Consider the following 13,182-nt stretch of genomic DNA (forward strand, 5'->3'; position numbering starts at 1 on the left):
TGCTTTATCTGCGCTAACGCTGGCGCTTAGCCTTCGTTATGCAGCTCGAGGTTTTCCACCTCATTCTGACGCGCAATCGCTTTTGCGTCGTCATTACGCAGCGACTGGAGATATTCCAGGTAACGCTGGTCAACATCTTTGGTGACATAAATCCCGTTAAACACCGAGCATTCAAACTGAGTAATGTCCGGGTTCTCTTCGCGAACCGCTTCGATCAGATCATCCAGGTCCTGGAAAATCAGCGCATCCGCTTTGATCAGCTGGCGAATCTCTTCGACTTCGCGACCGTGGGCAATCAGTTCGGTGGCGCTGGGCATATCAATGCCATACACGTTCGGGAAACGAATCTCCGGAGCCGCTGACGCCAGATAAACCCGCTTCGCACCGGCTTCACGCGCCATCTCAATGATCTGCTCTGAGGTGGTGCCGCGGACGATGGAGTCATCCACCAGCAACACGTTTTTATCGCGGAACTCGGCGCGGTTAGCGTTCAGCTTACGGCGAACCGCGCTGCGGCGTAACTGCTGGCCCGGCATGATAAAGGTGCGGCCAACGTAACGGTTTTTCACGAAGCCCTGCCGATACGGCTTATCGAGAATGCGGGCAATTTCCAGCGCGATATCGGTTGAGGTTTCCGGAATCGGGATCACCACATCGATATCGAGATCTTCCCACTCGCGGGCAATTTTCTCACCCAACTTGGTGCCCATGCGCACGCGGGCGCTGTAGACAGAAATTTTGTCGAGGAACGAGTCAGGACGTGCAAAGTAGACGTACTCGAACAGGCAAGGATTGCTTTTCGGGTTTTCGGCGCACTGGCGGGTAGAAAGCTGGCCCTGCTCAGTGACATAAACCGCTTCACCCGGCGCAACGTCACGGATGAATTCAAACCCTAACGTATCCAGCGCCACGCTCTCCGAGGCCACCATATATTCGGTACGGCCATCGGCGATTACGCGCTTGCCCAGCACCAGCGGACGGATACCGTTCGGGTCGCGGAACGCCACCATGCCATGACCGATAATCATCGCCACCACTGCATAGGCACCGCGCACCTGCTGGTGCACCGCAGCGACCGCGGCAAAAATATTGTCGGCTTCCAGCGGATCGTTCTGGAAGCGATCCAGCTCCTGCGCGAAAATGTTGAGCAGGATTTCAGAATCTGAGGTGGTATTCACATGACGGCGGCCCTTTTCGAACAGGTGCTTGCGCAGTTCGTGGGCGTTGGTGAGATTTCCGTTGTGCGCCAGCGTGATACCGTACGGCGAGTTTACGTAGAAAGGCTGCGCTTCAGAGGCACTTGAGCTGCCCGCGGTCGGATAACGCGCGTGACCAATCCCCATGTTGCCCTGCAAACGCTGCATGTGGCGTGCTTCGAAAACGTCGCTGACCAGGCCATTTGCCTTTCGCAGACGAAAGCACTTCAGCGCATCGATAGTACAAATGCCTGCGGCATCCTGCCCGCGGTGCTGGAGCACCGTTAACGCGTCATAGATCGACTGGTTTACCGGCATGAAACCGGTGATACCGACAATACCGCACATGTTGTCATTTCCTCATTAAGCCGCACTCCCGGTCACATCACCGGGGTAAAAAACTCGACGTGCTTTTCAGGTAATCAAAAAACCACCTGATTATATAACTGAACTCGGGAATGAGTTGAGACTGTTGCCAGTCCGGACTTTTCGAAAAGCCGGTGAAAGTATCGAGGAAGAACAGCAAAGCGGCCACTATCAGCACACCACGCAACGCCCCGAAACAGACGCCCAACACCCGGTCGGTTCCCGACAGGCCGGTTTTTTCCACCAGCGAGCCGATCACGTAATTCACAATCGCACCGACAATCAGAGTGGCGACAAACAACACCCCAATGGCGATACCGTTACGAACCAGTTCGTCGTCAAAACCTGTAAACCAGACTGCAAGGTAGGCGTAGTAATGACTGGCGACAAAAAACGCGCATCCCCAGGTAACAAGAGATAAGGCTTCCCGGACAAACCCACGGATCAGGCTGACCAGAGCCGAAAAACCAACTACCGCAATAATGACGTAATCAATCCAGATCATGAACTCTTCCAGCGCCAGTGCCATTGCACCCCTGCATCCAGTTCGGGGCGCATTCTAACAGAAAAAGAAAACGTTTGCGTAGCGGTTTTCCTGTTCTGCATCCATAAAAAAGGCGATGAAAAAAACCTTCGTCGCCCGGTGGATTTTCCGACGGTCAGTCCGTTGAAAATCTTCATATTTTTATCCGTTTAGCCGCTTTAACCTGCCGTGCTATGGCCCAAAAGGCGCTGCCTGTTACTGCTATCGGCAGCGCCAATTGGCGGGTTTAACGGGCGCTGTACGGCTTCACGACGCCACCCAGCCCGGAGATACTTTTCAGCTCGCCTACCGCACTCTGCATTTTGGCTTTTGAAGCGTCGGGTCCCACGTAAATGCGGGTGATCTGCCCCTGTACCGGCGTTGATGGCACGGTAAAGGCGCGATAGCCCGACAGCCGCAGCTGCGCGACAATTTCATTCACCTTGCTGGCGTTTTTCAGTGCACCCAGCTGAACCACATAAGCCTGACCGGCAGGCGCGCTCGGTTCGGTCGCCTTCGGCGTCTCGGTCTGCTTCGGCTGCTCCACGGTTTTCGGCTGCTCAACCGGTTTTGGCTTCGGCTGTTCGACCGGTTTAGGCTTCGGCTGTTCAACCGGCTTCGGTTTTAGCTGCTCGACCGGTTTTGGTTTCACCTGCACCGGCGTTGACTGATGCACCGGCGGTGGCGTCACAACGGCCGGCTCGCTCTCTTCGGTGGGTTTTGCGCGTCCCTGTTCAGCCGCTGCGGTGGTTTTTCCGCTGCTGCTGCTGACCGCATTACCTGCGCCTTCCGGCGGCTGGGCCGGCAGCGACTGGGTCACCGGCGGCACCATTTCGCTGTCCTGCTGATCGTCCGGTTTCGGCACCAGCGGAATGGCGGCAAACTCTTCTTTATAGTGCTTCTTCTGTCCATCCAGCAGCCCCGGCAATACAATCACGCCGACGGCCACCAGAATGACGGTGCCGACTAAACGGTTCTGAAACTTACTAGCCACGTCCTTTCTCCGTTTCAATCGATTCCATGACCTGTGCCACGGTGTGGAACGATCCACACACCAGCACAATGTCCTGCGGCTGCGCCTGCTGGCGCGCCTGCTGCCAGGCCTGCTCTACCGTGCTGAATGCCTCGCCCTGCGGCAGCCATTGCAGCAGCTGCTCCGCCGTCGCGCCACGCGGGCCGTCGAGCGGTGCGCAGTACCAGGCGTCCACCGCCGGTGACAGCGCCGCCAGCGTACCGGCAATATCTTTGTCGTGCAGCATACCCACTACCGCGTGTACCCGGCCAGTTTTGGGCAGCGCGGCCAGCCGTGACGCCAGATAGTGCGCCGCATGCGGATTATGCGCCACGTCGAGAATCACCCGCGGCGATTCGCTGATGGTCTGAAAGCGGCCCGGCAGCATGGCTAACGGCAGTGTAGCGCGGATCTGCGCCTCACTGACCTGCAGTCCGGAGGCGCGCAGTGCGACCAGCGCCGTCGCGGCATTCGGCAGCGGCACCTGCGGCAGCGGCAGATCGTTCAGCTCACCTTGCGCGTCGCGCAGCGACCAGCTTTCCGGTTGCTCCCGGTAACCCCAGTCACGGTCGCGTTGCAGCAGCTGTGCGCCCTTCTCACTGGCCACCGCGGCAATGCTGTGCGGCATATCAGGCTCACCCACCACCGCCGGTTTGCCGGCACGGAACACACCCGCTTTTTCGCGGCCAATGCTTTCGCGGTCCGGACCGAGCCAGTCGATGTGATCGAGCGCAATGCTGGTCACCACCGCCACATCCGCATCCACGATATTGGTGGCGTCGAGCCGCCCGCCGAGGCCCACTTCAAGGATCACCACGTCCAGCTGCGCCTGCTGAAACAGCTTCAGCGCTGACAGGGTGCCAAACTCGAAATAGGTCAGCGAGATATCGCCCCGTCCGGCTTCAATGTCGGCAAAGCTGGCGCAGTGCTGCGCTTCACTGAGCTCCTGTCCCTGAACCCGAACCCGTTCGGTATAGCGCACCAGATGCGGCGAGCTGTAAACGCCCACCCGATAGCCAGCCGCCATCAGCAGCGTTTCCAGGGTACGACAGGTGGTACCTTTGCCGTTGGTGCCGGCGACGGTGAAGACGAAGGGAGCGGGTTTCAGCAGGTCAAGGCGTTGCGCGACCTGGCGAATGCGATCCAGCCCCAGTTCGATGGCCTGAGTGTGCAGGTGCTCAAGATAATAAAGCCACGTGGCCAAAGGCGACGTGGCTTGAGGGAGGTGAAGATTGTCCATATGTCCCGTTTTGCTTATTTATACCCGACAGACTGATGCTGAGGTATACGGTGCATTGGTGAAAGGCGCGACGGGCGCGCCTTTCTATCTCCTGTCAGGCCTCGTTGCTCTCCGGCTCAGTCGTCGCCGGGGCGGACTGTTCACCGTCGTGCAGCGGTGCTGGCAGGTTCATCATTTTTGCCAGCAGGCTTGCCAGTTTGTACCGCATTTCCGGGCGACGAATGATCATATCAATCGCACCCTTTTCAATCAGGAACTCACTGCGCTGGAAGCCCGGCGGCAGTTTTTCACGCACCGTCTGCTCGATAACGCGGGGACCGGCAAAGCCGATCAGCGCTTTCGGTTCCGCCACGTTGAGGTCGCCCAGCATAGCAAAGCTGGCTGACACGCCGCCCATGGTCGGGTCGGTCAGTACCGAGATGTAAGGCAGACCGCGCTCCTGCATTTTAGCCAGCGCGGCGCTGGTTTTCGCCATCTGCATCAGCGACATCAGCGCTTCCTGCATACGCGCACCGCCACTGGCAGAGAAGCAGATCAGCGGGCAGTTATCCGCCAGCGCCTGCTCAACCGCACGCACAAAGCGGGCGCCAACCACCGAGCCCATTGAGCCGCCCATAAAGGCGAATTCAAAGGCGGCCGCGACAACCGGCATGCCGTGCAGCTGGCCTTTCATCACGATCAGCGCATCTTTCTCGTTAGTCGCTTTTTGCGCAGCGACCAGACGATCTTTGTACTTTTTCGAGTCGCGGAACTTCAGCAGATCTTTGGGTTCCAGTTCACTGCCCAGCTCAACCAGGGTGCCCTGATCGAGGAAGCTGCCGAGGCGCTCACGGGCGTGCATACGCATGTGATGGTCACATTTCGGACAGACTTCAAGATTACGCTCCAGCTCGGCACGGTAGAGAACCTGGCCACAGCTGTCGCACTTGGTCCAGACCCCTTCCGGGATACTGGCGCGGCGCGCAGGCGTAACGTTGCTTTTATTAAGAATGCGTTCAATCCAGCTCATTGATGACCTTTCTGTTTAAAACTGACCTGGTCCAGTCGTCTTGATACTGCTGAAAACCGCTTCAGCAGACGGTAAATGTCGCTCATTAAACCACAACCCGTTCAGACTGTGGATAAAAATCTGGTCTTACCCCTGAGCAAAGCGGCCACTCAGGGCTGCTTCTGCTGCTTTGCCTGACGGCGATGACGCCAGACTTCAATTACGCCAGGCAATACCGACACCAGGATAATCCCGACAATCAGCAGCTTCAGGTTTTCCTGCACCACCGGCAAATCGCCAAACAGGTAACCGGCATAGGAGAACAGCAGGACCCAGGCCAGCGCACCGGTGACGTTGAACAGCGCAAAGTGACGATAGGACATGTGGCCCATACCGGCAACAAACGGCGCGAAGGTGCGAACAATTGGCACAAAGCGCGCCAGGATAATGGTTTTACCGCCGTGACGGGCGTAAAACGCATGGGTTTTATCCAGATAGCTGCGACGGAAAATTCTGGAATTCGGGTTACTGAACAACCGCTCGCCAAACAGCCGGCCAATGGTGTAGTTCACCGCATCGCCAAGGATCGCCGCTACCACTAACAGCGCCACCATCAGATGCACATTCAGGTCGTTGCCAGGCAACGCCGCCAGTGCGCCCGCCACAAACAGTAACGAATCGCCGGGCAGGAATGGCGTCACCACTAAACCGGTTTCGCAGAACAAAATCAGGAACAAAATAGCGTAAATCCAGACACCGTACTGCGCAACCAGTTCGGCAAGATGCACATCAATGTGCAAAATAAAATCAACCAGAAAATGGATGAACTCCATAACGCGCCCTTTTAAGCCCTAAAAGTGAATTAATCCGCGAGGAACAACGGTCCCATCGACGGCTGTGGTAACGCAAAGTGAGATGGATAATCCACCGCCACCAGATATAACCCTTCTGCCCGGGCAGTGGCTGCAGCCAATGTCCGATCTTTCGCCGCCAGCAGCGTAGCCATCCAGGATTCCGGCTGATTGCCACAGCCAATCTCCATCAGGCTGCCGACGATATTGCGCACCATGTGGTGCACAAAGGCGTTGGCTTTAATATCGACAATCACGTAAGGCCCCTGACGCGTCACATTCAGGTGAATCACGTTGCGCCACGGGGTTCGCGACTGACACTGCACGGCGCGGAACGAGGTAAAGTCATTCTCACCCAGCAGACACTGCCCGGCACGATGCATCTTCTCAGCATCCAGCGGATGATAAAAATGCGTCACACCCTGCGCCAGTACCGCCGGACGCAGCCGCTGATTGTAAATCAGGTAGCGATAGCGACGGGCGGTGGCGCTGAAACGGGCGTGGAACGCCTCCGGCACCGCTTTGACCCAGCGTACCGCAATATCCGGCGGCAGATTGGCATTGACGCCGAGTGTCCAGGCTCCATCCGCCCGCTGCGAAGTGGTTTCAAAATGCACCACCTGCCCGGTACCATGGACGCCCGCATCGGTACGTCCGGCACAAAATACGCTGACCGGATGATCGGCGACTTTTGACAGCGCACGCTCTAACTTCTCCTGCACGCTGCGCACTTCCTGCTGACGCTGCCAGCCATAATAGCGGCTGCCGTCATACTCGATGCCGAGCGCCAGTTTTTGCGTCTGACCGTCGGACATGGTTACAGGTACTCCTGAACCAGTTTCTCAGCCGTTTTCACCGCCATCAACGCGCCGCCAAAGCGAATATTGTCGGCCACTGACCAGAACTGCAGCAGCTCCGGAATGCCGTAATCATTACGCACGCCGCCAATGCTCAGTTCACCGTTACCCGACGCATCGGTGACCGGCGTCGGCACTGAATCTTCTTCGCTCAGCGAGATGTCTGACACCAGCGCCAGTTCAGCCCGCGCCTCTTCCGCCGAAAGCGGACGCAGGTTTTCAATGTGGACAATCTGTGCATTGCCATAAAACACCGGAGCCTGCACGCTGCTGACCGCAATCGGTAAGCCTTCATCCTGCAGCACTTTACGCACCTGATCGACCAGACGACGTTCGCTCTCCACGCTGCCTTCCGCGTCCACCTGCTGCGGCATCAGGTTAAACGCCAGCTGACGCCCGAAGTGGTGATCATCTGCCGGAATGCCGTTCAGCAGACGGGCACTTTCACCGGCCAGCGCATCCACCGCCACTTTGCCGTAGCTGGAGACCGAGATCAGGTTAGTGACCTGCAACCGGCCTAATCCAGCCGCATCGACCAGCGGTTTAATCGCGGTCAGCAACTGGCTGACCAGGTTGTCCGCCACGCTGATAATATTGCGGTTGCGGTAATCGGCCAGCACATGCGGATTAACATCCGGCACCACCAGCGGCACATCGGGTTCCAGCGCAAACAGCTCGCTGCTGTCGATCACCAGGCAACCGGCGTTCGCCGCATCATCGGCAAAGCGGGCAGATGCGTCGCGGCCAGCGACGAAAAAGGCCAGCTGCGCCTGCGACCAGTCAAACTCCGCCGCATTTTCAACCCGCACCGAGCGGCCTTCAAAACGTTTGATCTCACCGGCGCTGTTTTCACTGGCCAGCAAATACAATTCACCAACCGGGAACTGGCGTTCCGCCAGCAATTCCAGTACAGCGTTCCCTACTGCGCCTGTCGCGCCCAGTAGCGCAATATTCCAGCCGTCAGACATGTTGGTTTACTCCAGACAATGACATAAAAACAGAAGGCGGTGATCTCACCGCCGAGGGATTCGGATTTTTCCCTGCCCGCAGGCAGCCGTGCCAGGGCACGACCTATCGGGAAGAGAGCGTTGCGTCAAAACCCAGCTGGGTCAGCATCTCAGCCGTGCTGGCGTCATCACAGATCACCCGCAACGAGGACCATTCGCGGCGCTCCTGATACTGCTTACGCAGGCGATCAAATTCGCCAGGCTGAGCCGCCACTTTTCGCAGGGGCGCATCGTCGCGGCGCACATCATACACCAGATGCACCAGGCGTTTCAGCGTTGCCTGATCCAGCGGGCCATTCAGGCTGATTTCGCTGAATTCCGGCACCGGCAGCAGGCTGCTGAGCGGAACCTGTTGCGGCTGACCGATAAAGTCACACCAGGCTTCAAACACCTGAGTGGTGCCGCGCGCTTTACCTTCAAGGGTATAGCCCGCAATGTGCGCGGTGCCGATGTCCACGTTGTCGAGCAGCGCCAGCGACAGATCCGGCTCCGGTTCCCACACGTCAAGCACCACGCTGAGATCGGCGCGCATCTTCAGCACCTCCAGCAGCGCGGCATTGTCGACTACCGGGCCGCGACAGGCGTTAATCAGAATGGTGTTGGGCTTCAGCGCCATCAGTAACGCCGCATCCGCCAGGTGCCAGCTTTTATAGCGGCCGGCTTTAAACAGCGGCGTATGGAAGGTCAGAATATCCGCCTGCTCCACCAGCTGCTCCAGCGAAAGAAAATCGCCCTGGTCACCGCGATCGGCGCGCGGCGGATCGCACAGCAGGGTTTTCACCCCCCACGCCGCCAGCCGTTTCTGCAACCGTCCACCGACGTTGCCGACGCCGACAATGCCGACAGTGCGGTCACGCAGCTGGAAGCCGTCACGCTCCGCCAGCAGCAGTAAAGATGAGAAGACATACTCCACCACCGCGATGGCGTTGCAGCCGGGCGCGGCGGAAAAGGCAATGCCCGCCTGCTGCAGCCAGTTTTCGTCGATGTGGTCGGTACCGGCAGTGGCGGTGCCGACAAACTTCACCGGTTTACCAGCCAGCAGCGCTTCATTCACCTGGGTCACCGATCGCACCATCAGGCCATCGGCATCGGCCAGCTGCGCCTCCGGCAAAGGACGACCCGGAACCGCCACCACTTCACCGGTCCGGCTGAACAACTCACGGGCATAAGGCATATTTTCATCGACCAGAATCTTCACCACGGCTTTCCTGTCTGTTGCATTGAAGGCCATTATTCTGGCACAAAGCGACGCGTTAGCCTAACCGCGCGCGGTAACGATCCGGTGTGGTTCCTGCCTGCTGCTGAAACATCACAATCAGCGCCGATGCCGAGCTATAGCCGAGTTCGTGGGCGATGCTTTGCACGCTGACGCCCTGTTCCAGCAGCACGATAGCGCGCAGAAAACGCAGCCGCTGTCGCCACTCGCCAAAGGTCATGTGCAACTGCTGCTGACAGCGCCGCGCCAGCGTCCGTTCGGTGGTGAAAACCCGCGCTGCCCAGCCTGCCAGCGTGGTGTTATCACCCGGATTAGCTTCCAGCGCATGCAGCACCGGAGCCAGAAATTTATCGGTTGAGGTCGGCAGGTAGCTCTCCTGCACCTGCGCCAGCGGCAGCCGATCGCGTAGCACCTCACACAGCCGCCACTGCGCCTCGGTGACCGGCTGCTCGATCTGCTGCGCGGCAAACTCATCCATGATGGCGTGCACAATCGGATCGACAATCAGCAGGCAGGCGCGCTGTGGCAGGCCGCAACACAGCGCGGCGGCGAGGTTAAAGGTGCGGAACTGCGCCTGACGGTGGTTATAGCTGCTGTGCCGGTGGCCCGGCGGTATCCACACCGGGATATCGGCCGGGGTCAGCAGCCGCTCGCCCTCGACCCGCATCTCCAGCACGTGACTTTTCACAAAGATCAGCTGGCCCCAGTCATGGGTATGCGGCAGATATTCGGTATGCGCGTTGGCCTGTTCGAAACGCATAAAATAGTGCAGCTGTGGCGCGTCCAGCGGCGGCTGGTAGGTAATCTGTAAGGTCATTATGTCCGGAGAGCGATTAATTTTGTCTGATATTAACTATCTGGATAAATCCGGACAAGCGTACACTGCGCCTCATCTTCTGCTGTGGAGCGTGACCATGTTTTTCCTTTATCCGCTGTGCGCGGTGTTGATCTGGTCGATCAACTCGATTGTCAGCAAGCTGTCGGCTTCCGCCATCGATCCGGCGGCGATCTCCTTCTACCGCTGGCTGCTGGCGCTGCTGGTATTGACACCGTTTGTGCTGCCCGGCGTGTGGCGGACGCGTCAGGCGATCCGGCCGCATCTCTGGCGGTTACTGATCCTCGGCCTGCTCGGCATGGTGCTGTATCAGAGCCTGGCCTATTATGCCGCGCAGAGCGTCAGCGCGCTGTTTATGGGGATTATCGGGGCGTTGATCCCGCTGCTTACCGTGCTGCTAAGCGTGGTGATCCTGCGGATCACCCCGACGCTCGGCATTCTGCTCGGCAGTATCATCTCGTTTATCGGTCTGGTGTGGCTGGTGAGTCAGGGCGATGTGATGCAGTTACTGAGTCACGGCCTTGGCAAAGGAGAACTGCTGATGCTGGCCGCCTCCGCCGCCTATGCGCTGTATGGCGTGCTGACCCGGCGCTGGGCGCTGCCGTTGCCGATCTGGCACAGCCTGTATGTGCAGATTTTATTCGGCGTGCTGTTGCTGTTGCCTGGCTTTCTGCTGGCGCCGGAGGTGTCACTTAACCGGCACAATCTGCCGCTGGTGGCGTTTGCCGGGCTGTTTGCCTCAATCATTGCGCCCTTTTTGTGGATCCACGGCGTGCAGCGCCTCGGGGCCAGCACCACCAGCATCTTTATGAATCTGATCCCGGTGTTTACCGCCCTGATCGCGGTGATGTTCCTGCATGAGCAGCTGCACAGCTATCACTGGATTGGTGGCGGCCTGACGCTGTTCGGAGTGATTCTGGCCCAGCGACTGCGTACGCCGCTAACCCGCCCTGAACCGGTCAACCTGCGTCGGCTATAAACCGCACCGTCACGCGCAGCCCGCCCAGTTGCGGGCTGCGATCGAGCTGCATGGTGGCACCATGCCAGGCGCAGATATCCTGCACCAGCGCCAGACCAATGCCGGCCCCCGGCTGCATACCGACATTATCCAGCCGCTGAAAAGGCTGTAACGCTTTTCGCTGTTCCGCCCCGTCGATGCCGGGACCGCTGTCCTCAATCTCCAGTTTGCCCGCCACGACCCGCGCGGTGACGACGCCGTGATGCGGGGTATATTTAATCGCATTATCCAGCAGGTTGGCGCACAGTTCGCCGAGCAGCACCCCGTCTCCGATCACCTGACTGCTCTCTTCACCCTCATAGCCGAGATCGATTTGCCGGGTGCGTGCCGCCGTGTAACGACTGAAACAGGCTTCACGGACAATGGCCGCCAGATCGACCCGCATCATCGGCTTATCTTCGCCATGTCGCGCCTTGATGCGCGCCAGCTGCAGCAGCCGATCGGTGAGCAAGATGGTTTCATCCAGCGTATGACGCATGCCGAGCAAGCTCTCCTGCCACTGTTCCGGACGTTCACTGTTGAGCGCCACGCTCACCTGGGTTTTGAGAATGGTCAGCGGCGTGCGCAGCTGATGTGCCGCGTCAGCGCTGAAGCGATCCTGACGCGCCAGCAGGCCGCGCAGCCGCTCCAGATAACGGTTAAAGGCGATGATCAGCGGCTGCAGTTCTGACCACGGCAACGACGGCAGCGGGGTTAATTCACCGCCGTCGCGCTGTAATACAATGCGCGATAGCTGCCGCAGCGGGCGTAACACCCGGCGCAGCATCAGGCTGGCCAGCAGCAGCGTCATCAGCACCAGCCCGCTCTGGCTAATCAGGGCGGTACGCATCAGCCCACGGGCAAACTCCTGACGGGAGTTGACGGTTTCAGCCACCAGCACCAGCGCCATCCCGTCGACGCCCGCCTCACTCACCGGTTGCCACAGTGCCGCCACCCGAATGCGATGCTGGTGATAGCGTCCGTCATAAAAGTGCACCAGCGCCGGATAAGCGGTCGACATTTTGCTGGCCGGCGGAATCGGTGGCAGATCGTCATAGCCCGACAGCGTTTTCCCCTGTGGCGAAATCACCTGATAAAACAGCTGGTCGTTCATATTGCGTTCGAAACTGTCGAGCACCACCCAGGGCACGTCCACCTCCAGATGATGCTGCCGCACCACCAGCCGTTCTGCCACGGTGCGCGCCGAGGCCAGCAGCGAGCGATCGTAAGCCTGATTGGCCGCCGCCAGCCCGCTCTGATAATGGGTGTAAACCGACAGCGCCCACAGCAGTAACAGCGGCAGACCCAGCCACGCCAGCAGTTCGCCGCGCAGCGAATGAATCAGCCGCACGGCAGCGTTTCCAGGCTGTAGCCGAGTCCGCGCAGCGTCACGATAGCCACGTCGCTACCCGCCAGTTTTTTACGCACCCGGTGGACATACAGCTCAATGCTCTCCGGGCTGGCCTCATCCGCCAGGCTAAAAGTCTGTTCATACAGATGCTGACGGGAAACCGGCCGGCCGTGGCGCTGCATCAGGGTGGTGAGGATGCTCGACTCGCGCGGCGTCAGCGCCAGCGGCCGGTCTGCCAGCAGGAAATAGCCTTCGCCATCCAGCACCAGCTGGCCCAGCGACTGAGTTTGCGCCGCCTGGCTCTGGCTGCGCCGCAGCAGCGCCCGCAGCCGCGCTTCCAGTTCATCCAGCTCAAACGGCTTGGTCAGATAGTCATCCGCTCCGAGATTCAGGCCGCGTACCCGGTCATCCAGCGCACTGCGCGCCGTCAGCAGCAAAACCGGCACGCTCTGACCCCGCCGCCGTAACCGCGTCAGCACTTCCAGGCCATCAATGCGCGGCAGCGAGACGTCCAGCACCACCAACGCATAGGCTTCACATTGCAAGGCGTGATCGGCCGCGACGCCATCCGCCACCCAGTCGACGGCAAAGCCTTTTTGCGTCAGTGCCTTCTGCAACCAACACGCCAGGTCAACCGTATCCTCTACCAGTAAGAGACGCATATCACATCCTGTCATTAAATCCGGGCAGTGAAAGGTAAATGAAAGGTAATTGTTTTAACAATTCAGCAACGCCAATATTTC

General features: G+C 59.0%; 13 protein-coding genes. 1 reads left to right on the forward strand and 12 read right to left on the reverse strand.

Annotated elements, in window-relative coordinates:
• Nucleotides 1-26 precede the first annotated feature (26 nt).
• The 10 genes from purF to AC6I8D_RS14045 all read right to left on the reverse strand — a co-directional run bounded on the left by purF (nt 27) and on the right by AC6I8D_RS14045 (nt 10,073).
• A complete protein-coding gene (gene purF, locus AC6I8D_RS14000) occupies nt 27-1,544 on the reverse strand; it encodes an amidophosphoribosyltransferase (protein ID WP_312055895.1) in 1,518 nt (505 codons plus the stop codon).
• Nucleotides 1,545-1,581: 37 nt separating this feature from the next.
• Nucleotides 1,582-2,067 carry a colicin V production protein gene (gene cvpA / locus AC6I8D_RS14005; RefSeq protein WP_031376251.1) on the reverse strand — a complete coding sequence of 162 codons (486 nt, stop codon included), beginning with the start codon at nt 2,065-2,067 and terminating at the stop codon, nt 1,582-1,584.
• A 265-nt stretch (nt 2,068-2,332) separates the two neighbouring features.
• Complete coding sequence (dedD, locus tag AC6I8D_RS14010) at nt 2,333-3,079, reverse strand: cell division protein DedD (RefSeq protein ID WP_497820362.1); 747 nt, start codon at nt 3,077-3,079, stop codon at nt 2,333-2,335.
• Entirely contained in the window at nt 3,072-4,337 is a 1,266-nt protein-coding gene (folC, locus tag AC6I8D_RS14015; RefSeq protein WP_497820363.1) for a bifunctional tetrahydrofolate synthase/dihydrofolate synthase, read from the reverse strand. The genes dedD and folC overlap by 8 nt, the downstream gene beginning before the upstream one ends.
• Nucleotides 4,338-4,431: 94 nt before the next feature.
• Nucleotides 4,432-5,346, reverse strand: coding sequence for an acetyl-CoA carboxylase, carboxyltransferase subunit beta (gene accD / locus AC6I8D_RS14020; RefSeq protein ID WP_312055892.1), 915 nt, complete (start codon nt 5,344-5,346; stop codon nt 4,432-4,434).
• A 149-nt stretch (nt 5,347-5,495) separates the two neighbouring features.
• Nucleotides 5,496-6,158, reverse strand: coding sequence for a DedA family protein (locus tag AC6I8D_RS14025; protein WP_031377193.1), 663 nt, complete (start codon nt 6,156-6,158; stop codon nt 5,496-5,498).
• 29 nt (nt 6,159-6,187) lie between these two features.
• On the reverse strand, nt 6,188-6,991 hold the full coding sequence (gene truA, locus AC6I8D_RS14030; protein WP_031377192.1) for a tRNA pseudouridine(38-40) synthase TruA: 804 nt from the start codon (nt 6,989-6,991) through the stop codon (nt 6,188-6,190).
• Between the two features lie 2 nt (nt 6,992-6,993).
• Nucleotides 6,994-8,001 carry an aspartate-semialdehyde dehydrogenase gene (locus AC6I8D_RS14035; protein ID WP_312759619.1) on the reverse strand — a complete coding sequence of 336 codons (1,008 nt, stop codon included), beginning with the start codon at nt 7,999-8,001 and terminating at the stop codon, nt 6,994-6,996.
• Nucleotides 8,002-8,104: 103 nt separating this feature from the next.
• A complete protein-coding gene (gene pdxB / locus AC6I8D_RS14040; protein ID WP_312055917.1) occupies nt 8,105-9,238 on the reverse strand; it encodes a 4-phosphoerythronate dehydrogenase PdxB in 1,134 nt (377 codons plus the stop codon).
• Nucleotides 9,239-9,293: 55 nt separating this feature from the next.
• Complete coding sequence (locus AC6I8D_RS14045) at nt 9,294-10,073, reverse strand: AraC family transcriptional regulator (protein WP_312055890.1); 780 nt, start codon at nt 10,071-10,073, stop codon at nt 9,294-9,296.
• 97 nt (nt 10,074-10,170) lie between these two features.
• Here AC6I8D_RS14045 and AC6I8D_RS14050 point away from each other — a divergent pair, with 97 nt between their 5' ends.
• Nucleotides 10,171-11,070 carry a DMT family transporter gene (locus AC6I8D_RS14050; protein WP_312055916.1) on the forward strand — a complete coding sequence of 300 codons (900 nt, stop codon included), beginning with the start codon at nt 10,171-10,173 and terminating at the stop codon, nt 11,068-11,070.
• Here AC6I8D_RS14050 and AC6I8D_RS14055 read toward each other — a convergent pair.
• Both AC6I8D_RS14055 and tctD read right to left on the reverse strand, forming a co-directional pair.
• The gene (locus AC6I8D_RS14055) at nt 11,051-12,439 is read right to left on the reverse strand and encodes a sensor histidine kinase (RefSeq protein WP_497820364.1); all 1,389 of its coding nucleotides are present in this window, start codon (nt 12,437-12,439) and stop codon (nt 11,051-11,053) included. The two genes, AC6I8D_RS14050 and AC6I8D_RS14055, sit on opposite strands and share 20 nt — an antisense overlap.
• Nucleotides 12,430-13,101: a transcriptional regulator TctD gene (gene tctD, locus AC6I8D_RS14060; protein ID WP_312055888.1), complete on the reverse strand. Its 672-nt coding sequence runs from the start codon at nt 13,099-13,101 to the stop codon at nt 12,430-12,432. The genes AC6I8D_RS14055 and tctD overlap by 10 nt, the downstream gene beginning before the upstream one ends.
• Nucleotides 13,102-13,182: the final 81 nt, after the last annotated feature.

The sequence above is a fragment of the Pantoea sp. X-Soil-MYKO-1785 genome (assembly GCF_059730675.1).